Genomic DNA, 23781 nt, shown 5'->3' with positions numbered 1-23781 from the left:
GCCCTCCCCCGCTCCGCGGTGGAGGGAGTTTAGTCCCCTCCCTCGCCGAAGGCGGGGGAGGGTTAGGGAGGGGGCAACACGCCCTCCCAACAAGAACAACACCCCGCCCTACCCGGAGATGGTCGCGCCATGCGCACCGCATTGTCCTTCCTTTACCGTGCCGCCGAGATTCTGGGCGCGGTGTTCCTGGTGCTGATCGCCGTGCTGATCGTGTCCCAGGTGTTCGCCCGGCTGGCCGGACGCATGGTGCCGGGGGCCGACGAGCTGGCCGGCTACTGCATGGCCGCCTCGTTCTTCCTCATGCTGGGTCCGGCGCTGCGCCGGGGCGCGCACATCCGCGTCGGCGTCCTGGTGGACCGGCTGCACGGCGCCCCCCGCCGCGCGCTGGAGACGCTCTGCCTCGCCTTCGCCACCGCGCTCAGCGGCTATTTCGCGTGGTTCTGGCTGCGCATGACCTACGACTCCTACGATTTCGGCGATCTGGGACAGGGCGTGCTGCCGATCCCCCTGTGGATTCCCCAGGCTGCCATGGCGGTCGGGCTGATCATCCTGGTGGTGGCCCTGCTTGACGACCTGCTGGCGGTGATCCAGGGCCGCCAAGCCTCCTACCAGAACGCCGAAATGCAGAGCGAGGGCTGACCCGATGGACCAGACGACCGCATCAATCGTCGTCGTGGTGACGATGCTCCTGATGCTGGGGACCGGCATCTGGGTGGCGCTGGCGCTGGCCGGCGTCGGCTTCGTGGCCATGGCCCTGTTCACCACGCGCCCCATCGGCATGGTGATGGCGACCAACATCTGGGGCGCCAGCACGAGCTGGACCCTGACCGCCCTGCCTCTGTTCATCTGGATGGGAGAGATCCTGTTCCGGACGCGCATCTCGTCGGACATGTTCAAGGGGCTGGCCCCATGGACGGGCTGGCTGCCGGGGCGGCTGATGCACGTCAACATCGTCGGCTGCACGATCTTCGCCGCCGTCTCCGGCTCCTCCGCCGCGACCGCCGCCACCATCGGGCGCATGACCATCCCGGAGCTGACGAGGCGCGGCTACGACCCGATGATGATCGTCGGCACGCTGGCCGGTGCGGGCACGCTGGGCCTGCTGATCCCGCCGTCGATCATCATGATCGTCTACGGCGTTGCGGCGGACGTGTCGATCGCCCGGCTGTTCATCGCGGGCGTCATTCCGGGCATCGTCCTGACCGGGCTGTTCATGGCCTATGTGGGCGGCTGGTCGCTTCTGAATCCCAACCGCGTGCCGCCGCGCGAGGCACGCCAGAGCCTTATGGAGAAGATCCGCGACACCGGAGCGCTGATCCCCGTGATGCTGCTGATCCTGGCGGTCCTCGGCTCCATTTACGCGGGCATCGCCACGCCGACGGAGGCCGCGGGAATCGGCGTCCTGGGCTCGCTCATCCTGGCTCTGGTGACCGGAACGATGAGCTGGGCGACCTTCCGCGACAGCGTCCTGGGGGCGGCCCACACCTCCTGCATGATCGGCTTCATCCTGGCCGGCGCCGCTTTTCTGACCGTCGCCATGGGCTACACCGGCATTCCCCGCCTGCTGGCGGAGTGGATCACCTCCATGCAGTTGTCCACCGCGGCGTTGCTGGTCGTGCTGACGCTGTTCTTCATCGTGATGGGCTGCTTCCTGGACGGCATCTCCATGGTGGTGCTGACGACCTCCGTCATCCTGCCGATGGTGCAGAACGCCGGCATCGACCTGCTGTGGTTCGGCATCTACATCATCATCGTGGTGGAGATGGCGCAGATCACGCCGCCGGTCGGCTTCAACCTGTTCGTCCTGCAATCCATGACGGGCCGGAGCATCTTCGCCGTCGCCAAGGCCAGCCTGCCCTTCTTCCTGCTGATGGCCGTCATGGTCGCCCTGCTTTGGCTCTTTCCGGGCATGGTGACGTGGCTGCCCTCGCTGATGATCGGGTGAGGAGCGGCATCATGGACGTCCGCTTCACGACGGCGGGAGACACCGCCTTCAACGTGGAGTTCGGGGAGGGCATCGACCGCCCGACCAACGCCCGCGTCATGGCTCTGCACGCCCGGCTGAAGGCCGCCGCCGTGCCGGGGCTGGTCGAGACGGTGCCGACCTTCCGCTCTCTCCAGGTCGTCTACGACCCGGCGGCGACCAGCCGCCGGGAGATCCAGGCCGCCGTCGAGGCGGAGCTGGCCCATGCCGGGGAAGCGGCGGCGGCGGGGACGCTGTGGCGCCTGCCCGTCTGTTACGACCCCGATCTCGGGCCGGATTTGGCGGAGCTGTCCGCCGCGCTGGGCCTGACGGCGGAGCGGCTGATCGCGCTGCACGGATCGACGGAGTATTTCGTCTACATGCTGGGCTTCATGCCGGGCTTCGCCTACATGGGCGACCTGCCGCCGGAGTTGGAGAAGCCCCGGCGGAGCGAGCCGCGCGTCCGCGTGCCCGCGGGGTCCGTCGCGACCGCCGGGCGGCTGACCACCGTCTATCCGTGGGAGAGTCCCGGAGGCTGGCACCTGATCGGGCGCTGCCCGGTGCCGCTCTATGATGGCGCCCGCCCCTCCCCCGTCCTGCTGGGAGCGGGCGACCGGGTGCGGTTCGAGGCGGTGGACCGCCCCCGCTTCGACGCGCTGGCCGCCGAGGCCGCGGCGGGGCGATTCGACCCCGACTCGCTGAGGGCCGCGCCATGACCGCGCCCTGTCTGACCGCGCCCTGTCTGACCGTCGTCCGGCCGGGGCTGTTCGCGACCATCCAGGATCTGGGCCGCACCGGCTATCAGGAACTCGGCATGCCGGTGGCCGGCGCGCTCGACCCCATCGGTCTGCGCCTCGCCAACGCCCTCGTCGGAAACCCGGAGGGCACGGCGGGTGTGGAGATCGCCCTGCTCGGCCCGGCCCTGAAGGTGGAGGCGGACGGCGTGCGCATCGCAATCGCTGGCCCCATGGCGCTGAGCCTGGAGCGCGAGGGACAGCCTCCGGCTCCGCTCGAACCCTACCGCAGCCACACGCTGGCCTGCGGCGACGTGCTGAAGCTGGGCGCCGTCACCGGGGCGGCGGTCGCCTATCTGGCGGTGTCCGGCGGATTCGCGCTGGAACCCTTCCTGGGCAGCCTGTCCACCTATGTGCGCGCCGGCATCGGGCCGCTCGGCGGCAAGCCGCTGGGCGACGGGACGCGCCTGCCGCTCCACCGCGACGAGGCGCCGACGGGAGCCGACGTGGAACTGCCGGAGCCCCCGGATTATGGCGGCGGGCCGGTGCGGGTGGTGCTCGGCCCGCAGGAGGACCGCTTCACGGCGGAGGCGGTGGAGACCTTCCTGTCCGCCACCTACCGCGTCGGCAAGGACGCCGACCGCATGGGGCTGCGGCTGGAGGGTCCGACGCTCACCCACCGGGGCTCCGCCGACATCCCGTCGGATGGGCTGGTCACCGGTTCCATCCAGGTGCCGGGCAATGGGCAGCCGATTCTGCTTCTGAACGACCATCAGACAGCGGGCGGTTACGCCAAGATCGCCACGGTGATCTCCGCCGACCTGCCCCGCGTCGGGCGGCTGAGCCCCGGCGGCACCCTGACCTTCCGGGCCGTCACGGTGGAGGAGGCGGAGGCCATCCGGCGGCGCCAGGAACAGACCGTCGCCGCCTGGGTCCGCGCCATCCGCCCGGTCCGCCCGGCGGGCGGCGTCGATCTGGAGGCGCTCTATTCGGAAAACCTCGTGTCCGGGGTCGTCGACATCGTCAACGGGAACGGCGACGTGCTGAACCAAGAGAACATGTGCGGGAGGGCACCATGACCATCACCGTGAACCTGAACGCCGATCTGGGCGAGGGTTTCGGCGCCTACGACATCGGCGACGACGACTCCATGCTGGGCATCGTCGCCTCCGCCAACATCGCCTGCGGCTTCCACGCCGGCGACCCGCTGGTGATGACGCGCACCGTGAGGAATGCCGTGGCGAAGGGCGTCAGCCTCGGCGCCCACCCCTCCTATCCCGACCTTCAGGGCTTCGGCCGCCGCCCGCTGCGCCTGTCGGCGGCGGAGGTGGAGGCGATGGTCGCCTATCAGATCGGCGCGCTGATGGGCATCGCGGCGGGCTGCGGCGGCCGGGTGACCCATGTGAAGCCCCATGGCGCGCTGAACAACATGGCGGCGGTGGACAACGCGCTCGCCATGGCGATCGGGCGGGCGATCAAGGGCCTCGATCCGTCCCTGATCTACCTCGCCACCGCCGGCTCGGAAATGGCGCGGGCCGGACGCGCGCTGGGCCTTCCCACGGCGGAGGAGGTCTTCGCCGACCGCGCCTACGACGACAACGGCAACCTCGTGCCCCGCGGCCAGCCGGGCGCGATGATCCACGATCCGGATCTGGCCGCCGCCAACGTGCTGCGCATGCTCGAAGAGGGCGTGATCCTGTCGGTCACCGGAAAGCGCATCCCCTGCACCGTCCATTCCGTCTGCGTTCACGGCGACGAGCCGAGCGCCGTCGCCATGGCCGGCAAGCTGCGCCGGACGCTGGAGGGCAAGGGCGTGCGGATCGTCCCCCTGCCGGAGATGCGGGACCGGTTCTGAAACGCGGCGGCGGTCACGCCGGCCGAAGCTTGGACGCCTGGACGAGGCCGGTGAGCGTATGGAGGATCTCCTGCGGGCTCACCGGCTTGCGCAGCACCGCCAGGGGCTGCCAGCGGTCGGACGTGATGTCGTCCTCTCCCCCTTCCATGGACAGGTATCCGGTCATCACCAGGATCGGAAGCCGGGAGTCCCGCATCCGAAGCTCGCGGATCAGGGCGCGGCCATCCATCCGCGGCATGCGCAGGTCGGTGATGACGAGGTCCGCCGGATCGGCGCTGTAGCGCTCCAGCCCCTCCTGCCCATCCTGGGCCAGGGTCACGCGGAATCCCTTGCGGGACAGAAAATCCTCCAAGGCCATGGCGGCCAAGGCTTCGTCCTCGGCCACCAGAACATGCAACGGAGCGGGATCGGGGTCAGGCATGAGCGCGCTCCACGTCCTGAACGGAAGGTTTCGACACAGGGACGGTGATGGTGAAGCGGACGCCTTGGCCTCCGCTTTCGTGAGTGACGTTCGACGCCTCGATCCGTCCCCCCATGGCATCGACGATGCCGTGGGCGATGGACAGGCCGAGGCCGGTCCCCTTCCCGACCTCCTTGGTCGTGAAGAAGGGGTCGAAGATGCGCGGCAGGATGTCCGGGTCGATGCCGCCGCCGTCGTCCGTAATGGTTACGACGGCCCGCCCCGCGGTCATGTCGCAGCGCATGCTCACCGCGATCCGCCCGGCGGCGGGCGAGCCATCGGGGTCGGCGCGCCATTCCAGTATGGCGTCGCGCGCGTTCGACAGCAGGTTGACGATCACCTGTTCCAGTTGCAGCGGACGCCCGCGCGTGACGCAGTCCATGGCGGGGATGTCGCTGACGACCTCGACATTCTCCAGCGCGAATTGGTTGGCAACCAGTTCGACGGCGGAGCGGACGCTGGCCGCGGGGTCGAAGCGCTGGGTCGCGCCGTCGCGCCGGCTGAAGGTGCGCATATGGTCGATGATGCGGCCCATGCGCTCGGCCTGCTCCGACACGATGGTGAGCACCTTGTCCAGACGGGTGGTGTCGGCGTCACCGTCGCGCAGGCGCGACAGGGCGTTCTCGGCCCAGATGCGGATGATGTTCAGGGGCTGGCTCATCTCATGCGCCATGCCGGCGGCGAGCGTGCCCAGGGTCGCCAGCTTGGACGCCTGGACCAGCTCTTCCTGAAGCTTCTTGCGGTCGGTGATGTCGCGGGAGCTGCCCAGGATCTGGACCACCCGCCCGTCCTCGCCGCGCACCGGCACCAGAACGGTGTGCCAGGTGCGGCGCCCGACGGGGAGTTCCAGGGTTTCCTCGTAATCGATCGGTCCGCCCGCGGCGACGCAGGCGCCGTAGCGTTCGATCACCGCGTCGGCCGTTTCCGGCGGAACGGCGTCACGGACCAGCCGCCCACGGATGGTCTCCGGATCGATTCCCGTCGCCCGCGCATGGGCGGGGTTGAGGGTGTCGTAAACGAAATTCCCGTCCGGCAGCACCGTGACGACGAACAGCCCCTCCGCCAGATTGTTGAAGAAGCTGGCGTAGCGCAGTTCCGCCTGCCGCCGGGTTTCGATCTCGCGATGAAGCGCCGCGTTGGCCGCAGCGAGTTGCCCTGTGCTGGGCACGGCGAGCGCCTTGGGCATCTGCACCCACAACGCGACAGCGGTCAGGACCGACACCAGCGCGGTGATCCCCTTGACGATGCCTTCCACGGCGTAGTCGGGGTACCAGAGCGTCCACAGGCCAAAAAAATGGGTCGTCCCGCAGGCCAGGATGAAGGCGGCGAACAGCCAGACGATCCAACTGAAGGCGACATCGCGGCGCTTGCGCACGAAGTACAGAAGCGCGACCGGTATCGAGTAATAGGATAAGCCGGTCAGCGCATCCGATACGATGTGCAGGGTCAGGATTTCCGGACGCCAGAACAGGCACACGCCGTGAGGCAAGTACTCGCTGGTGTCGAAGAAGGATTCCGCGCCACCGAACATGTTGCCCCTCTTGTTTCAGCCGCTTTTCCATAACTAGCATAGTCGAAAGCGGCGCCGCGCATCCCGCTCCGGCGCTACACCTTGCGGCACCCCACCGCGGAGGCTTCAGAAGCAGACGCTACTCGAAACGATCCGGTGGGGCAACACGCGGAACGCGATGCCGGGCAAAGGCAAACGCGCTCCGCAAGCCTTTGCGAGAGCTTTACGCGGCGGTGTGCACCTTTCGGTTTTGCTCACGGGTCTTCAGGAAGCGCAGGGCCGGGAAATCCTCCTGCGTCCGGTTCAGGTGCCAGGCGTTGCGGGCCAGGAACACCAGCGCCCCGTCATGGTCCTCCGCCGCCGCGGAGCGGTTGAGGTCCAGGAATTTCTTGAGCTGGTCCTCGTCGTCCGTCTCGATCCAGCGGGCGGCATCCACGCCGGCCCCTTCGAAGCGGGCGGCGAGGCCGTATTCCGCCTCGATCCGGGCGGCCAGCACCTCGAACTGAAGCTGGCCGACCACGCCGACCACCCAATCCGCTCCGGTCAGCGGCTTGAACACCTGGGAGGCGCCCTCCTCCGCGAAATGCTCCAGCGCCTTGCGCAGGTGCTTCACGCGCATCGGGTCTTCCAGCCGGACGCGCTGAAGCAGTTCCGGCGCGAAGCTCGGCACGCCGGTGAAGCGCAGGTCCTCGCCCTCGGTCAGCGTATCGCCGATGCGAAGGCTGCCGTGGTTGGGGATGCCCATGATGTCGCCGGGCCACGCCTCTTCCGCCAGTTCGCGGTCGCGGGCCAGGAACAGCACGGCGTTGTTCACCGCCATCAGCTTGCCCGAACGGACATGCTTCAGCTTCGCCCCGCGCTTGAACTTGCCGGAGCAGATGCGCACGAAGGCGATGCGGTCGCGGTGGTTCGGGTCCATGTTGGCCTGGACCTTGAACACGAAGCCGCTGAACTTCCCCTCGTCCGGCTGCACGGACCGCTGTTCCGCCGGCTGCGGGCGCGGCGGCGGGGCGTTCTCGGCCAAGCCCTGAAGAAGCTCCCGCACGCCGAAGTTGTTGATCGCCGACCCGAAATAGATCGGCGTCAGGTGACCGGCGCGGTAGGCCTCCAGGTCGAAGGGCGGCATCAGCCCGCGGGCCATCTCCACTTCCTCGCGCAGCTTGGCCACCGCGTGGGCGGGCAGAAGCTCGTCGAGGCGCGGGTCGTCCAGGCCGTTGCACTCGATGCCGTCGTCGATCTCGTCGCCCTTGGTGCGGTCCATCAGGATCAGGCGGTCGCGGATCAGGTCGTAGCAGCCCAGGAAATCGCGGCCCATGCCGATGGGCCAACTCGCCGGGGTGACCTCCAGCGCCAGCGAGCTTTCGATCTCGGAAATGAGGTCGAAGGGATCGCGCGCCTCGCGGTCCATCTTGTTGCAGAAGGTCACGATGGGCACGTCGCGCAGGCGGCAGACCTCGAACAGCTTCAGGGTCTGGCTTTCGATGCCCTTCGCGCCGTCGATCACCATGACGGCGCTGTCAACCGCGGTCAGCGTCCGGTAGGTGTCCTCCGAGAAGTCCTCGTGGCCCGGCGTGTCCAGCAGGTTGAAGGTGCGCCCCTCGTAATCGAAGGTCATGACGGAGGCGGTCACGGAGATGCCGCGCTCGCGCTCCACCTTCATCCAGTCCGACTTGGCGCGGCGCTGCTCGCCGCGGGCCTTCACGGCGCCGGCCATCTGGATGGCGCCGCCGAACAGCAGCAGCTTTTCCGTCAAAGTCGTCTTACCGGCGTCGGGGTGCGCAATGATCGCAAATGTCCGTCGCCGGGAAACGGCGTCCAACAACTCGGACATGCCCCACCCCGTACCTGTGCAACGATTCCAAAAGAGGAAACGCGCGGAACCGGTTCCGCGCGCGCCATTACATAGCAGCGCGCGGCGTCGGTTTCCAGGGACTTGAGGCAGACGTTCTTGCCGCCTGCGCTACCCAAGTGCCGTCAGCGACGCGGAGTGGTCGCTTGCAGTCATTACAGCTTGCAGTTACCGCGCCGCCCATTCGGTAGAACCGCCGGTGTCGGCGAAGATGCAATATCGGGCGCTCGGACCCGGTTGCTTGCTCCGCAGATCGGGCAGGGCAAAGTTGTCCTTGCCGTCGCCGCCATAGGTGGTTCCCAAAACCTGGAACAACGCTTCGTACGTCTTTACATCAAGCTTTCGTCCGTCGCATGGCAACCATCCACTTGGAGCGAACTCAAGCGCGAACAGCTTGACCATTCCCATCAACTCATGCATCGACCGGACCTCATCAAAAGGACGTGAAGGCTGGAAAACTTTCTTGAATATTACCGATCGCGCACCGGATAATAACCGTTGACGCAGATGAAATACCCCATGCCCTTTACCGGTTCTGTTCCCCTAAGGTCGGGAATTTTGAACGATCGATATTTATCATCCTCTGGCTTTGAACCCAAGGCGACGAACAGCGCCTGATGTTCATAGAGAGAAACTGACCGGCCATCGCAAGGAAGCCACCCAATCGGCGCATAGTTGAACGCAAAGAGCTTAATGGCCCCAAGATATTCAACGATGATTGGTTCCATGCCCTGTTCCCTCCACGATATTTCAGCAAGAAATCAGCGTCGCGGCCTTTTTCTTCAAGGCTAAAAATACGAAGCAAGCACTACCTTGAACGCTCCGGAAATTCTCCGAGAACGCAAATATAGTACCGCAATTCTTCCGCAGGCTCCTTGCCACGCAAGTCGGGCAAGGCAAAGCTTTTTTCACTATCATCGCCATATGCGTTCCTGATCACGGACCAGAGCACCACGTACTTGTCCTTAACAAGCATCCGGCCATCACAGGGCATCCAAGTTCGCAGGTCGATGCCCTTGGTGAAAAGCGAGACCGTTCCAACAAATTCTGCGTAATCCAGCCCGTCGAATTCGCTCATTGCCGTCCATTCCCATCGCTGCATCGGGCGCCAGCAATCGTTGCAGCACTTCCAGCGCGCGAGCAAGAAAAAACCGACGCAGCCGAGGGGCGGCCGCGTCGGTCATTCTTTCAACCCACTTTAAGGTCGACGGTACGGTTACAGCGCCAGTTCGGCGATCTGCACGGCGTTCAGCGCCGCACCCTTCAGGAGCTGGTCGCCGCAGACGAACAGGTCCAGACCATGGTCACCGAAGATCAGGCTGGTGCGGATGCGGCCCACCTCGACGTCGAACTGGCCGGTGGCGTTCAGCGGCATCGGGTAGACGCCGTCGGCCGGCACGTCCTTCACCACCACGCCCGGCGCGTCGGCCAGAACGGCGCGGGCGGCGTCCGGGGTGACCGGAGACAGCGTCTCGACCGTGATCGCCTCGGAATGGGCGCGGTAGGTCGGGATGCGCACGGCGGTGCAGCTCACCGGCAGGTCCGGGATCTCCAGGATCTTCCGGGTCTCCCAGGTCACCTTCATCTCCTCCTTCGTGTAGCCGTTCTCCTGGAAGGCGTCGATCTGGGGGATCAGGTTGAAGGGGATCGGGTGGCGGAACACGCTGTTGACGACCGGCTTGCCGTCGAGCTGGTTGCGGGTCTGCTCCTCAAGCTCGGCCATGCCCTCCGCACCGGCGCCGCTGGTCGCCTGATAGGTGGAGACGATCACGCGCTTCAGCCCGAACGCCTTGTGCAGCGGGCCGAGCGCCACCACGGCGATGGCCGTCGTGCAGTTCGGGTTCGCGATCAGCTTGGCGTCGCCCATGGCGTGGGCGTTGATCTCCGGCACGATCAGCGGGACGTTGTCGTCGTAGCGGAAGGCCGAGGAGTTGTCGATCACCAGAGCCCCGCCCGCGGCGATGGCCGGTGCGTGCTGCTTGGCGAAGTCGCCCGACACGGCGAGCAGGACGATGTCGTAACCCTTCACCTTCTCGACGTCGAACGCCACGAGGGTCTTCTCGCCGAACGGGGTCTCGACCGTGCGGCCGGCGCTGCGCTCCGACGCGAACAGGCCGAGCTCCGCGACCGGGAACGAACGGCGGTGAAGAACATCGACCATCTCGCGGCCGACGGCGCCCGTGGCACCGACGATGGCGACGCGGCGGGGAGAAGGAGAAGAGGTGCTCATGGGTCTGGTCCGTCCTTTGGTCTTGCCCGGATCGAGCGTGGACGGCGGCCCCGGATACACCAAGGCCCCGTCCGTGTCCGGCGGGGCCTTCGTGGTGGGTGAAGCGTCTTACTCGATCAACGCACGCCACCAGCCGACGGCCCGCCGGAGCGGGTCGTTTTGGTAGTGGTGGTGGTGATGGCGAGCGAGCGATTCATAACCCGGTAGATAAACGAAAGGCGCGGGGCTTGTAAAGCGCCCGCGCCTTCGCAACGCATTTTTTGTCTACGCTCCGGCAGCTCGCCTCAACGGTCCGTGTCGGTGGGATGCTCCGGCTTCACGGGATGCACGTCCCAGATTTCCGTCGCGTATTCCATGATGGTGCGGTCGGACGAGAACCAGCCCATGTTGGCCGTGTTCAGGATCGCCTTGCGCGTCCACTCCTCCTGGTCGCGGTAGAGGTCCATGGCCGCCTGCTGCGCCTCGCAATAGTCGGCGAAGTCCGCCGTCACCAGGAAATGGTCGCCGCCGTCGGTCAGCGCCTGGAGGATCGGGTGGTAGCGGTTGGGATCGTCCGGCGAGAAGACGCCGGTCGAGATCATGTCCAGCGCCCGCTTCAGGCTGGGGTTGGAGGCGATGACCTCGCGCGGGTTGAAGCCGCCGCTGGCGCGCAGGTCGTTCACCTCGTCGGCGGTCAGGCCGAAGATGAAGATGTTGTCCTCGCCCACATGCTCGCGGATCTCGACGTTGGCTCCGTCCAGCGTGCCGATGGTCAGGGCGCCGTTCAGGGCCAGCTTCATGTTGCCCGTGCCCGACGCCTCCATGCCCGCGGTCGAGATCTGCTCCGACAGGTCTGCCGCCGGCATGATGATCTCCGCCGCCGTCACGTTGTAGTTGGGCAGAAGCACGATCTTCAGGTTGTCGTGCACCGACGGGTCATGGTTCACCACCTTCGCCACATCGTTGATGAGCTTGATGATGAGCTTCGCCATGTGATAGCTCGGCGCCGCCTTGCCGGCGAAGATCTTGGTCACCGGCACCCAGGCGACGGTCGGGTTGTCGCGCATCTCGTTGTACAGCGCGATGGCCTGAAGGATGTTCAGGAGCTGGCGCTTGTACTCGTGCATGCGCTTGACCTGAACGTCGAACAGGCTGTCCACCTGCACGTCCACCCCGGTCTGGCGCGCGATGTAGGCGGCCAGCCGCTTCTTGTTCTTGCGCTTGGCGCGACGGAACTCCTCGCGGAAGACCACGTCGTCGGCCTTCTCGGCCAGCGCCTTGATCTGGCCGAGGTCCTTGATCCAGCCATTGCCGATCCGGCTGGTGATCAGCGCGGCCAGCGGCGGGTTCGCCTGATGCAGCCAGCGGCGCGGGGTGATGCCGTTGGTCTTGTTGTTGATGCGGTCCGGGAACTCCGCGTGGAAGTCGGCGAAGACGGTCTGCTTCATCAGCTCGGTGTGCAGCGCCGACACGCCGTTGACCTTGTGCGAGCCGAGGAAGGCCAGATTGCCCATGCGCACGCGGCGGTCGCCGCGCTCGTCGATCAGCGACAGGCGCGACAGGCGCCCGTTGTCGCCGGCCGCCCGCGCCTTGGAGCGGTTCAGGAACTTGGCGTTGATCTCGTAGATGATCTGCATGTGGCGCGGCAGAACGCGCTCCATCATACGGACGGGCCACGCCTCCAGCGCTTCGGGCAGCAGCGTGTGGTTGGTGTAGGAGAAGGTCGCGCGGGTGATGTCCCACGCCTTGTCCCAGAGCACACCGTGCTGGTCCACCAGCAGCCGCATCAGTTCTGCGATGCCGATGGCCGGGTGCGTGTCGTTGAGCTGGATCGCCGCCTTGTCCGGCAGGCTGTCGAAGTTGGAATGATGCTGGAGATAGCGGCGCAGGATGTCCTGGAGCGAAGCGGAGGTGAAGAAATACTCCTGCTTCAGCCGCAGCTCCTTGCCGCCCTCCGTCGCGTCGTTGGGGTAGAGGACGCGGCTGAGATTTTCCGTCAACACCTTCTGCTCGACCGCCTTCATGTAGGCGCCGTCGTTGAAGTGGCCGAAGTTGAAGTCGCGCGTGGCGCGGGCCGACCACAGGCGCAGCGTGTTGATCGTGTCCCCGCCGTAGCCGACCACCGGCGTGTCGTAGGCCATGGCCAGCACGCGCTCGGCATCGACCCAGCGGTAAGCGCGCTCGCCCACCGAATCCCGGAACTCCTCGACGCGGCCGTAGAACTGCACGGGGTACAGCACCTCCGGACGCGGGAATTCCCACGGGTTGCCGAACTGCAGCCACTGCTCCGGATACTCGACCTGCCAGCCATTCTCGAAGCGCTGCTCGAACAGGCCGAACTCGTAACGGATGCCGTAGCCGTAGCCGGGAAGGGCCTCCGTCGCCATGCTGTCCAGGAAGCAGGCGGCCAGACGGCCCAGGCCGCCGTTGCCGAGCGCCGCGTCCGGCTCCGCCTCCACCACGTCGTCGATGTTCAGGCCGATGCGGTCGAGCGCCTCGCGGCACTGGTCGTTGATGCCCAGGTTGGAAAGGCTGTTGGTCAGCAGCCGGCCGATCAGGAATTCCAGCGAGAGATAGTAAACGCGCTTGGCATCCTGCTGGTAATAGGTCCGCGTCGTGTCCATCCAGCGGTCCACGAGGCGATCGCGCACGGCCAGCGCCACGGTGTGGAACCAGTCGCGCCGGGTCGCCGCCCGCGCGTCCTTGCCGACGGAATAAACCAGCCATTCCAGAAACGAGCGCTTCAGCCCGTCGACATCCAGACTGCGGCGTTCGATCTCGCGGGACTTATACCGAGCGTCCATGTCTTGACTTTCTTCTTTCCAGGGCCAACTGGAGCGGGCGGTTTCGTAGCCGGCCTTCCATCGGCGGCAGTTTCCGGGGTTATGGTTAAGCAACTTTTAAGTCGCTGCGGCCAACCGGTCGAATCGGCTAGGCCGTTCGTCCAGAGCAACAGGCGGGACTTGCCCTTGTGCCGTCCCTTTTGCCGTACGCGCTTTGCCGATACGGAAACCATCGACGCGGAACACCGGATTCCGGTAACCGCTGCGAAGCCCCGCTGGAGGGAGTAAGATGGCGTCCGTGTCAGCCTCTTCGAACCTCCCGATGCTCGATAAAACCATTTCTGCGGACCTCGATCAGGACCGCGCCGGCGACGCCACCATCCTGCTCCGCCAGGCACAGCCGCCGGACATCCCGGCCCTGCTGGCCATCGAAGAGCGGTGCTTCGCCACCGACCGCCTGACCCGACGTAGTTTTCAATATTTGCTGACGAAAGCCAAGGCCACTTGCCTTGTGGAAGTCCACAGCGGCAAAATCGTCGGCTACGCGCTGGTGTCCTTCCATTCGGGAACCTCGCTCGCCCGGCTCTATTCCTTCGCCGTGGACCCGGACCACCGCGGCCAGGGTGTCGCCAAGCGCCTGCTCGCCGCGGCGGAGCAGGCGGCCCGGGCGCGGGACTGCATCCATCTGCGGCTGGAGGTGCGGCGGGACAACACCCCGGCCATCGACCTCTACAAGAAGAGCGGCTACCGCGAGTTCGGGGTCTACGCCGACTACTACGAAGACCATATGGAGGCGCTGCGGCTGGAAAAGCGCCTCGGCCACAGCGGCCCCAGCGCGCCGCCAGGCGGCCCCTTCGTGCCCTACTATCAGCAGACGCTGGACTTCACCTGCGGGCCGTCGGCCCTGATGATGGCGATGAAGGCCCTGAAGCCCGACGAGATCGAACTGGGACGGAAGCTGGAAATCCGGCTGTGGCGGGAATCGACGACGGTGTTCATGACCTCCGGCCATGGCGGCTGCGGCCCCTTCGGGATGGCGCTGGCGGCGGCGCGGCGGGGATTCGCGGTGGACATCCACGTCAAGGACAACGCCACCCCCTTCCTGGACAGCGTGCGCAGCGACGACAAGAAGGAGGTCATGCGCATCGTTCACGAGGATTTCCTCGACGAACTCGAGGGCAGCGGCGCCACCATCCGCCACAACACCCTGACAGCCCAGGACATGGCCGACGCGGTCGCGGGCGGCGCTGTTCCCATCGTGCTCATCAGTTCCTACCGGATCTATCGCGAGAAATTTCCGCATTGGGTCGTGGTGACCGGTGCCGACGACCGCTTTCTCTACGTTCATGATCCGCTTGTGTACGACCGTCACCACGCTCACATCGACCGGATGAACATGCCGATCCCGAAAGCCGACTTCGAGCGCATGGCCCGATACGGAAAGGCCCAGTTGAAGGCCGCCCTTATCCTCCATCCACGGCCGGCCGCCTGATGCCCGCGCATCTCCTCGTCGTCGACCGCCGGGCGGACGAGAGATGGGCGAAGGACGGCCTGCCGGTCGTCAGCGCCCGCGACTACATCGCCCGTCCGGAGCAGGCGCCGCGCGGCGCGCGGGTGCTGAACCTGTCGCGCAGCTACCGCTATCTGGGCACCGGCTACTACGTCTCGCTGCTGGCGGAGGCGCGCGGCGAGCGGGTGATCCCCTCCGTCCGGACCATCCTGGACCTGTCGCAGAAGACCTTCTACCGCGCCCAACTGGCCGAGGTGGAGGAGGCGCTGCGCAAGACCATAAGAAGGATGGAGCGTCCGCCGGAAGCGTCGTTCAACCTCCATGTCTTCTTCGGCCACGCCGACGACGCGCGCTTTCAGGACATCGCCCGGACGATCTTCGACCTGTTCCGCTGCCCGTTGCTGAAGGTGCAGGTGCGGCTGAAGGAGGGCTGGACCGTCCACGCGCTGGAACCGCTGTCGCTGGCCGACCTGCGGCCCGACCAGGAGGCCGCGTTCCAGGCGGCGCTGGACGCCTACACCCGCGCCTCCTGGCGGGAACCGGCGGCCAAGGCGCCGCCGCGCTACACGCTGGCGATCCTCCACAACCCGAAGGAGGAGCTTCCGCCGTCCAGCCCCCGCGCGCTCCAGAAATTCGTGAAGGCCGGGGAGAGCCTGGGCATCGCGGTGGAGTTGATCGAGAGGAAGGACTACGCCCGCCTCGCCGAGTTCGACGCCCTGTTCATCCGCGAGACGACGAATCTCGACCACCACACCTACCGCTTCGCCAAGAGGGCGGAGAAGGAAGGGCTGGCGGTGATCGACGATCCGGACTCGATTCTGAAATGCACCAACAAGGTCTATCTGGCCGAACTGCTCCGCGCCAACCGCATCCCGGCGCCGAAGACGGTGATCTTCGACAAGCGCGGGCTGGCGACGCTGGACCGGGAGATCCCCTACCCCATCGTCCTGAAGATCCCGGACGGCTCCTTCTCCCGCGGCGTCTTCAAGGTGCAGACCCGCGGCGAGCTGGAGGCGACGGCGGACAGCCTGTTCGAGCAGTCCGACGTGATCCTGGCACAGGAATTCATGTACACGGAGTTCGATTGGCGAGTCGGCGTGCTGAACCGGCAGCCGATCTATGTCTGCCAGTATCTGATGGCGAAGAAGCACTGGCAGATCGTGAAGCACGGCGGCAACGGGCGCGCCGAGCAGGGCTCCTCCCGCACGCTGGCTGTGGAGGAGGCGCCGCGCGAGGTCGTCGAGACCGCGGTGAAGGCGGCGGGCCTGATCGGCGACGGGCTTTACGGCGTGGACCTGAAGCAGAACGACCGCGGCGTCTTCGTCATCGAGATCAACGACAACCCCAGCATCGACCTCGGCGTCGAGGACGCCAAGCTGAAGGACGGACTGTACCGCCTCATCATGGGCGAGTTCCAGCGCCGGCTGGATTCACGGCCCCGGAAGCCGGGCGGCGGGACCTGAGATTCCCGTTCGGATAGCGGACTCATCCCAGTGGATGATCCCCGGATTCCAAACACTTCTCCTCCTAAGATGTTTTCGGCTGTGGCCGCCGGGGAACAAGCCACTTCCCCCCGCGTTATGAAACCAACGTCACCACGAACGGGAGCAATACCGAAGCGTTTCAGCGCTTTGGGATTGACCAGTTGGAGAACGGGAGACCGTTGATGACGACAGCCTGTTCCGCGTGCTGCACCGGACCGATGCCCAGGGCCTGCTAGGCGGCACCGCCGGATTCTACGTCACCACCATTCGCATCACGGGACCGGCGCGGCCTCATCGCCCGCGCCGGAAGGGGTAACGCGTCACCAAGGGATCGTCTGCGATCGAAATCTCGTGACCGGGGCGCCGTCACCACCGACCGGCAGCCCCGCCGAACGAAGAGAAGCTGGAGGAAGAGCAACAATGGCGTATTGTTTCGAATCCGAACTGATCCGTTGCATGCCGAACCTGCAGCGCTATGCCTGCAAGCTGACGCGCGACGTCAGCGCCGCCGAGGATCTGACCCAGGACTGCCTTGCCCGTGCCCTGTCCCGCCAGCACCGTTTCGAACCCGGAACCAACATGCAGGCTTGGCTGACCACGATGCTGAAGAACCTGCATTTCAACAACCTCCAGCGCGAGAAGCACGTCACCAAGGTGGAGCTTTGGGACGGCGCCATGTCGGTCGAAGCCTCGCAGATCGCCCGCCTCGTCTTCCGCGACGTGGACCGCGCCTTCGGCGCCCTCACCCCCAGCCAGCGCAAGGTCGTCAAGCTGGTCGCCATCGAGGGCCGTCCCTATCAGGAGGCCGCGGAGAAGCTGAACGTCTCCATCGGCACCATCCGGTCCCGCCTGTGCCGCGCCCGCGAACGGCTGAACAACCTTATGGCAGCCTAGGACGGTCGAAGACCGTACGTCTCCGGTGGGCGGGATTCGCCGCGGGGTATGGCAGCCGTACAACAGGTTGATTTTTCCGAAGCTTCCGGACGATCCGGCATCGGAACAAGCGATAAGGGCGGCTGTTACATCCCCCGTGCGAACCGAGCAACGGCTGCAATGGGGTTGCCAAGGCATCCACGGGGAACGAACGGATACGATCCGCCTACCACTTGGCGTAACCGGCGTCATCCCCATAAGAAGAGGTAAGGCACCACTCCCGACGCCGTGCAGGACGTACTATATTTGAACTCTGTGTCGCGGATCGTTTCCGTCTCGGAGGCTGGCCTCCGGAGACGTTCCGGGATCAAAAGACATGAAGCGTGTGACGATGAACCATATCAACGCATATCTTGACGGTGCCTTGGACGATAAGGAGCGTCAGGAGTTCGAGCAGTCCGTAGAGGGCGACGCCGACGCGAAGGCCGTGCTGACCTTCCACAAAAGCCATGTGGAGGAGCTTCACCGCCTTTACGACCCCGTGCTGGAAGAGCCGGTGCCGGCGCGCATGCTCGAACTGCTGAGGCAGCGCCGCAAGAGCTAGGCCCGCCGTTTCCCGCGTTCCATCGTCACACAAGGGGCGACCGGGCGATCCGGCCGCCTGTTTTTTTGTCCACACCCTTTTGTTGTCCGCACCCGGTTTTTCTGCGCCGCTGCGGGTCCTTCCGCATTTCCGCACCCCTTCTCCCTTCGGAGAGCCGCTTGCCCCTTTTACAGACCATCGGCTTTCCCCATAAACAGGAGCCGCGGAAACGGAAGCTGGGCCATGGGCGCCCGGACCGGCGGGAACGAAGAGGGTAAAGAGCGTTCATGGCGCGCGGCAGGCCGGCACCGAACATCATTCTGGGTCCCGTCCTTTATTTCCGGGGAGAACAGGGCGACCGCTGGTGGCTCTCCGCCCTCTTCGTGCTGGAGGGAGACGCCGAACCCGACGACCTGCGGGTCGATGGGGTGACCCTGCCCGTCCCGCCCCGCCACCTCGCCCGCTGGCGCAACCGGCATGTCTGGCGGTTCGATTTCGCCATTCCCCGCGGCACCCGGGACGTGGACGCCGCCTATGGCTTCACCGACAACGCCTCTCCGGGCGACACATGGACGGTGACCGTCCCGGGGCGCGCGTCGCCGCCGCGCATCGCCTACGTGTCCTGCAACGGGGCGGAGGACGAGGAGAAGATCGCCGCGCTGAACGCGCCGCGCAACGCCCTGTGGGGTGACCTCCGCCGCCGCCACGAGACGGAGCGGTTCCACCTGCTGCTGCAAGGCGGAGACCAGCTCTACGCCGACGCGGTGTGGCGCCGGCCGCCTCTGCTCAGCGCCTGGAAGAAGCGCACGGACGCCGCGCGCCTGGAGGAGTCCTTCAGCCCCGCCATGGCGGAAGAGGCGATGGACTTCTACTTCGACCTCTATCTGCGGGTCTGGGGCCAACCGGAAACCGCGGCGGTGACCGCCCGCGTGCCGTCCGTGATGATGTGGGACGACCACGACATCTTCGACGGCTGGGGCTCCCATCCGGACGAGGAGATGATGTCCCCGGCCTGGCGCGGCGTCTATATGGCCGCCCGCCGCCATTTCGCCCTGTTCCAGTTGGGCGCCACCACGGAAGCGCTTCCGGAATGCGTGTGGGGCGCGCCGCTCGGGTCCTTCAGCCAGGGGTTCCGGCTGGGCGACGTCGGCGTTCTGGCGCTGGACATGCGCAGCGACCGGACGCCCCGCCGGGTGCTGTCGGACCGGGTGTGGGACGCCCTGCCGGAGTGGATGGAACGCTTCAAGGGCTGCCGCCATCTCATCCTGATGTCGAGCGTGCCTTTGCTGTATCTCGACACCGGCGTGATGGAGCGGGCGGTCGGCCTGTCGCCCGTCCGCGTCGGGATCGAGGACGACCTGCGCGACCAATGGCGCAGCCCTGCCCATGCGGAGGAGTGGCATCGGCTGATCGATTTCCTGGCCGGATTTTCCCGCCGCACCGGCTGCCGCATCACCGCGGTGTCGGGCGAGATCCATGCGGGGGGCCGCGCCGTCCTGCGCGGCGGTGGGGTCGAAATCTGGCAGCTCATCGCGTCGGGCGTCGTCCATCCGCCGCCCGCCAAGGCGACCGCCTTCGTCCTGGAATGGCTGGCCGGACGCAAGGAGACCCTGCCCGGCGGCTATGGCTTCGAGATGCCGGCCTTTTCCGAATCGGGCAGGCGGATCATCCGGCAACGCAACTGGCTGTCGCTGATCTTCGACGGCAAGGGCCAGATTCATGCGCGCTGGTCCGCCGAAGGCGAACCGAACCGCTATATCCAGGTGATCTGACGGGAAGAGAGGCCGATCACTCCGACTGGGGCGAGCGGCGGCGGTTCCGCAGGTTCAGAGCGTTCAGGAAGCTGGTGGCCTGGGCCGGGGTGGCCGAACCGCCGGAACCCGGTGTCTTGGCCGAGGTCGCCAGGAAGCCGCCGACACGGGCGCGCAGTTCGACGGAATCGTGGGCCGCCTGATCGGCGTCCTCCGCCACCCGGCGGCGCACGTCGGCGTCCAGCGTGTTGAAGGCGCGGGAGGCGAACTCGAAGGCCGGCTGGGACTTGGTGGCGATCACCTGCCGCAGCGCCTTGGACACCAGAACCGTGTCCAGCCCGCCCGGGCCGTCAACCCCGTCCAGAACGTCGGCCAGGATGCCGATGGCTTGCAGGGTCTGGTTGTCATCGAGCGAGATGGGCTCCAGGCCGTCCATGACACTCACTTCCGATGTTGGTTGCCGAAGCTTGGTTGAACCGGCGGGCACCGCCGGCAAGGTTGCCGGTGCGGGGAAGCATAGTCGGACGGCCCCGCCGAGGCAATGCGCACGGCGTCAGGGGGCTCGCTTGCCGCTCCGGTTGACCAGCGCCACCCCGGCCACCGCCAACGCCATGCCGGCCAGGGCCAGAACCCCCAGCCGCTCCCCGAACATCGCCCAGGCAGTCACCGCAGTGACCGGCGGAACCAGATAGAACAGGCTCGCCACCCGCGCCGCCGCACCGCGCCGGATCAGCAGGAACAACAGGAAGATCGCCCCGACCGATAGAACAAAACTGAGCCACAACAGGGCGAAGACGAACTCGCCGGTCCAGTCGATGCGCATGGTCTCGAACAGCGGGGCCAGCACCGCCAGAACCGCCGCGGTCGCGGCGTACTGGATGGCCGCACCGCTGCGCAGGTCCATCGCCGTGCCGTGGCGCTTCTGGTAGAGCGTCCCGAAGGTGATGCCCAGCAGAGCGGCCAGAGCAAGCCCCACGCCGATCGCGTCCGCCGAGTCGAAACGGAGCTTCTCGCTCACCACCAGCCCGACTCCGGCCAGCCCCATCAGGAAACCGACCCACTGCCGCCCGGTCACCCGCTCGCCCAGAAGCGGACCGGACAGGGCGGCGGTCAGCAGCGGCTGGATGCCCACGATCAGGGCGGTCACCCCCGCCGGCATGCCCTTGGCGATGGCGCAGAAGACACCGGTCAGATAGACGCCGTGCACCAGAAGCCCGGCCAGAGCGATGCGCCCGGCCTCCGCCCAGCTTTTCGGCCAGGGCGCGCCGGTGATCAGGGCGACGATGCCCAGAACCACCGCGACCAGCCCCAGCCGGACCAGCAGGAAGGTCATCGGCTCCGCATAGGGAAGGCCGTACTTGGCGCCGATGAATCCCGTGCTCCACAGCAGCACGAACACGCCCGGCATCAGGCCGACCCAATCGGGCCGCCCGCCCGTGGCGGCGGTGGTGGCTTGCACGGTCATCTTGCGCCTTCGTCTCCTATCCCCGCGCCTGCGCGCCTTCGACGGATGATGCCTGGGCCTCATCCCGGACATCCGCCTGGACCTCCACAACAGCCGCCGTTTCGCCGGGCGGTTCCGGTGAGGCCGCGTCATCCACGGGCATCGCGGCCTCCTCGACCGGCTTCGGCGGCGGGTTGCGCCTTGCCTCGGCCACCGCCTGGAGATGGGCGCGCAGGCTCGCGTCCTTCTTCACCAGCCGGTGGAAATCTCTCACATCCAGGACCAGCAGTTGGCAATAGCCCATCGCACGCACATCGGCGTTGCGTCTTTGGCGGGTCAGCAGCGCCATCTCACCGAACACGTCCCCGGTGCCGAGTTGGACCGGCTCGTCCAGCCCCGGAACCAGCACCTCCACGGCGCCGGACGCGATGAAGAACATGGCGTCGCCCCGTTCGCCGCGCCGCACGACGGTTTCCCCCGGCAGGACCAGCCGCGGCTTCAGCAGGGTGGCGATGCCGCGCACGCGGTCGTCCTCCAGCCCCTTGAACAGCGGCACCCGCCCGACAAGCTCCATCAGATCGAGCCGCAGATCCAGCTTCGGCAGGGCGTCGAGCGCGCGCCGCCGGGCATCCAGGTCGCGTTGCAGGTCGCTCAGGATTTCCTGGCTGATGATCGACTCGGCGAAGAGCGTCCGGTAATCGGCCTCCTCCAGCCGCAGGGCAGCCCGGCTGACGTATCGCCTTTGCAGGAGCAGCGCGTAGTCGGGATATTGCAGCTTCAGCGCGGCCAGGGCCTGCTCCACCATGGCGAGGCGGACGGTGAGAATCCCCTCCAGTTCGCAAGCCACGTCGGTGCCCAGCACCTGCCCGACCTTGTCGTTGATGAACTCCAGCAGTTCGCGCTGCACCGTCCGCACGCCCAGCAGGATTTCGAACCGGAAGGCGAGGCGGCGGGCCAGCGGCGCATGGATGCCCAGCCGGCGGTGCAGCAGGCTGGCGAGGCGCATCCAGGGGGTGAAGGAGATGAAGGACTCCTCGAAGGCGCGGTAGCCGGCGCGCCCCTGGGTCTTCACCGCGTCGAGCAGGCTGCCGGTGCGGCGGGTCAGAAGCTCCGCCACCCCGCGCGACAGGATGCCTTCCTTGAAGTGCTCGTAATACAGCTCCTCTTCCCGGTTCACCAGGATGACGAGGCCGATGGTCACGCGGTCCTCGCTGCCCAGCGGCGCCTCGGTGGACCGCTCCCGGACGATGGCGTCGAGCCGGTCCACATATTGCGACACGGTGGAACCGACGGCCTGCTCGTCCACCTCGTACCGGTGGGCAAGCCCCTCCACCCGCTCGCGCACCCCGGCAAGCGACAGCGCCAGGGCGCGGTTGCGCATGGCGTGCTCCACGGGGGACAACCGGTTCAGCCCGAGCAGGTTGATGACGGCGCGCAGCGTCGTCCCGTTCACGAACAGCGTGTAGAAGACGAAACCGGTGACCAGGACGGCGACGAAGCCCTGCACGCGGTCGGGGACGCGCCCGTTCTCGGTGACGGCCAGCGCCAGCGTCAGCGACACCGCCCCGCGCAGGCCCCCCCACAGCATGACGGCCTTGTAGGCGTGGCTGACCCTCTGGGCCAGCCCGGCGGCGGACAGCAGCGGCAGCAGCCCGAACAGCACCACCGCACGCGCCACCGTGGCCGCCCCCACCACGACCAGCACCAGCCCCACATCCCTCCAGCCGATGCCGCCCAGCAGCCGCGGAACCAGAAGCGCCGTCATCAGGAAGATCAGCGAGTTCGCCCAGAAGCCGAGCTGCTTCCAGACATGCTCCAGCGCCCCCCAGGTGTCCGGGGAGATGCGCGTGCGCCCGACGGAGCCGACGACCAGCGCCGCCGTCACCACCGCCACGACGCCGGACGCGCCGACGTAATGCTCCGCCAGCACATAGCTGAGATAGGCGAGCGCCACGGTCAGGGTGATCTCGGCCATGGGCTGGTCGCGCACCGGCTCGACGATCATGCAGACGACGCGCCCGCACACATAGCCGGTCAGCACCCCGCCCGCGAAGTCGCGCAGGAACTCCACGCCCGCCTCCGCCGCACCCCCGTGGGCCTTGCTGGTCAGCATGCCGAGCAGCAGCGTGAACAGCGCGATGGCCGCGGCGTCGTTCAGCAGGCTCTCGCCCTCGACCAGCATGGTCAGGCGGCGCGGTGCGCCGAGATCGCGGAAGATGCTGACCACCGCCGCCGGGTCGGTGGTCGCGACGATGGCCCCCAGCAGAAGGCAGGCCACCAGCCCCATGGAGGTGAACAGGCTGAGCGCGTAACCGACGGCGAAGGTGCAGACGAACACCGCCACCACCGCCATCAGCAGGATCGGCCACATGTCGTCGAACAGCCGCCGTACGTCCACCGCCAGGGCGGTTTCGAACAGCAGCACCGGCAGGAAGACGTAGAGCAGCACCTCGGACGAGATGTTCATCTCGGCCAGGGAATTCAGGAAGTCATGGAAGGGGCCGGTGCCGCCGCTTCCCGCGAAGCTCTGGATCACCACGCCCAGCGCGACACCCACGGCGGCCAGCAGCACCGTGTAGGGCACCCGCAGCCGGGCCGCCAGCGGCGGCAGGAAGCTGACCAGCGCCAGAAGGCCGGAAACCGCGAGGACATAGATGACGATAACGTGCATGGGCCTGCCTTGCCCTTCGGGGGTCGGGCCGCACGGTATCGCCCGATCGGGCCATGAGCAAGGTCAGGATGGGGGACAAAGCTGTTCCGTACGTGTGACCGG

21 protein-coding genes are annotated in these 23781 nt (G+C 66.8%); 10 read left to right on the top strand and 11 right to left on the bottom strand.

Going from position 1 to position 23781, the window contains the following annotated elements:
* Positions 1-129 precede the first annotated feature (129 nt).
* From DS843_RS00305 to DS843_RS00285, 5 genes are read left to right on the top strand one after another with little or no spacing between them, the layout of a single operon-like run.
* Complete coding sequence (locus DS843_RS00305; RefSeq protein ID WP_149466907.1) at positions 130-639, top strand: TRAP transporter small permease; 510 nt, start codon at positions 130-132, stop codon at positions 637-639.
* A 4-nt stretch (positions 640-643) separates the two neighbouring features.
* The gene (locus DS843_RS00300; protein WP_149466906.1) at positions 644-1945 is read left to right on the top strand and encodes a TRAP transporter large permease; all 1302 of its coding nucleotides are present in this window, start codon (positions 644-646) and stop codon (positions 1943-1945) included.
* Positions 1946-1956: 11 nt separating this feature from the next.
* The gene (pxpB, locus tag DS843_RS00295) at positions 1957-2679 is read left to right on the top strand and encodes a 5-oxoprolinase subunit PxpB (protein ID WP_149466905.1); all 723 of its coding nucleotides are present in this window, start codon (positions 1957-1959) and stop codon (positions 2677-2679) included.
* Positions 2676-3776, top strand: coding sequence for a 5-oxoprolinase subunit C family protein (locus DS843_RS00290; protein ID WP_149466904.1), 1101 nt, complete (start codon positions 2676-2678; stop codon positions 3774-3776). The genes pxpB and DS843_RS00290 overlap by 4 nt, the downstream gene beginning before the upstream one ends.
* On the top strand, positions 3773-4552 hold the full coding sequence (locus tag DS843_RS00285; protein ID WP_149466903.1) for a LamB/YcsF family protein: 780 nt from the start codon (positions 3773-3775) through the stop codon (positions 4550-4552). Before DS843_RS00290 ends, DS843_RS00285 begins: the two co-directional genes overlap by 4 nt.
* Before the next feature lie 13 nt (positions 4553-4565).
* Here the strand turns inward: DS843_RS00285 and DS843_RS00280 are convergent, their stop codons facing one another.
* The 8 genes from DS843_RS00280 to DS843_RS00245 all read right to left on the bottom strand — a co-directional run bounded on the left by DS843_RS00280 (position 4566) and on the right by DS843_RS00245 (position 13384).
* Positions 4566-4973, bottom strand: a complete 408-nt coding sequence (locus DS843_RS00280) for a response regulator (protein WP_167525151.1) — start codon at positions 4971-4973, stop codon at positions 4566-4568.
* On the bottom strand, positions 4966-6543 hold the full coding sequence (locus tag DS843_RS00275; RefSeq protein ID WP_149466902.1) for a sensor histidine kinase: 1578 nt from the start codon (positions 6541-6543) through the stop codon (positions 4966-4968). Before DS843_RS00275 ends, DS843_RS00280 begins: the two co-directional genes overlap by 8 nt.
* A gap of 202 nt (positions 6544-6745) precedes the next feature.
* Positions 6746-8353 carry a peptide chain release factor 3 gene (locus DS843_RS00270; RefSeq protein WP_094302480.1) on the bottom strand — a complete coding sequence of 536 codons (1608 nt, stop codon included), beginning with the start codon at positions 8351-8353 and terminating at the stop codon, positions 6746-6748.
* 186 nt (positions 8354-8539) lie between these two features.
* Positions 8540-8773: a phage tail protein gene (locus DS843_RS00265; protein WP_208852160.1), complete on the bottom strand. Its 234-nt coding sequence runs from the start codon at positions 8771-8773 to the stop codon at positions 8540-8542.
* 68 nt (positions 8774-8841) lie between these two features.
* Complete coding sequence (locus DS843_RS00260; RefSeq protein WP_149466900.1) at positions 8842-9099, bottom strand: phage tail protein; 258 nt, start codon at positions 9097-9099, stop codon at positions 8842-8844.
* An 80-nt stretch (positions 9100-9179) separates the two neighbouring features.
* Positions 9180-9449, bottom strand: coding sequence for a phage tail protein (locus DS843_RS00255; RefSeq protein WP_167525150.1), 270 nt, complete (start codon positions 9447-9449; stop codon positions 9180-9182).
* A gap of 138 nt (positions 9450-9587) precedes the next feature.
* A complete protein-coding gene (locus DS843_RS00250) occupies positions 9588-10601 on the bottom strand; it encodes an aspartate-semialdehyde dehydrogenase (RefSeq protein ID WP_149466898.1) in 1014 nt (337 codons plus the stop codon).
* Between the two features lie 284 nt (positions 10602-10885).
* Positions 10886-13384, bottom strand: a complete 2499-nt coding sequence (locus tag DS843_RS00245) for a glycogen/starch/alpha-glucan phosphorylase (RefSeq protein ID WP_149466897.1) — start codon at positions 13382-13384, stop codon at positions 10886-10888.
* 301 nt (positions 13385-13685) lie between these two features.
* Here DS843_RS00245 and rimI point away from each other — a divergent pair, with 301 nt between their 5' ends.
* The 5 genes from rimI (at position 13686) to DS843_RS00220 (ending at position 19585) form a co-directional block, all read left to right on the top strand.
* The gene (gene rimI / locus DS843_RS00240) at positions 13686-14855 is read left to right on the top strand and encodes a ribosomal protein S18-alanine N-acetyltransferase (RefSeq protein ID WP_286191844.1); all 1170 of its coding nucleotides are present in this window, start codon (positions 13686-13688) and stop codon (positions 14853-14855) included.
* A complete protein-coding gene (locus DS843_RS00235) occupies positions 14855-16336 on the top strand; it encodes a RimK family protein (protein WP_149466896.1) in 1482 nt (493 codons plus the stop codon). The genes rimI and DS843_RS00235 overlap by 1 nt, the downstream gene beginning before the upstream one ends.
* Positions 16337-16813: 477 nt before the next feature.
* Positions 16814-17251, top strand: a complete 438-nt coding sequence (locus tag DS843_RS00230) for a sigma-70 family RNA polymerase sigma factor (RefSeq protein ID WP_237906122.1) — start codon at positions 16814-16816, stop codon at positions 17249-17251.
* 355 nt (positions 17252-17606) lie between these two features.
* Positions 17607-17834, top strand: a complete 228-nt coding sequence (locus tag DS843_RS00225) for an anti-sigma factor family protein (protein WP_286191843.1) — start codon at positions 17607-17609, stop codon at positions 17832-17834.
* Between the two features lie 266 nt (positions 17835-18100).
* Complete coding sequence (locus DS843_RS00220; protein WP_149466895.1) at positions 18101-19585, top strand: alkaline phosphatase D family protein; 1485 nt, start codon at positions 18101-18103, stop codon at positions 19583-19585.
* Between the two features lie 16 nt (positions 19586-19601).
* On the opposite strand, the gene DS843_RS00215 is transcribed toward DS843_RS00220, so the two are convergent.
* The 3 genes from DS843_RS00215 to DS843_RS00205 all read right to left on the bottom strand — a co-directional run bounded on the left by DS843_RS00215 (position 19602) and on the right by DS843_RS00205 (position 23679).
* Entirely contained in the window at positions 19602-20000 is a 399-nt protein-coding gene (locus DS843_RS00215) for a hypothetical protein (protein WP_149466894.1), read from the bottom strand.
* 117 nt (positions 20001-20117) lie between these two features.
* Complete coding sequence (locus DS843_RS00210; RefSeq protein ID WP_149466893.1) at positions 20118-21029, bottom strand: DMT family transporter; 912 nt, start codon at positions 21027-21029, stop codon at positions 20118-20120.
* A gap of 16 nt (positions 21030-21045) precedes the next feature.
* The gene (locus tag DS843_RS00205) at positions 21046-23679 is read right to left on the bottom strand and encodes a cation:proton antiporter (RefSeq protein ID WP_149466892.1); all 2634 of its coding nucleotides are present in this window, start codon (positions 23677-23679) and stop codon (positions 21046-21048) included.
* Positions 23680-23781: the final 102 nt, after the last annotated feature.

It is taken from the genome of Roseomonas genomospecies 6, from assembly GCF_008365375.1.
Taxonomy (GTDB): Bacteria; Pseudomonadota; Alphaproteobacteria; order Azospirillales; family Azospirillaceae; genus Azospirillum.
Note: the sequence above shows the minus strand (reverse complement) of the source record. Positions and strands in the feature narration are given on the sequence as shown.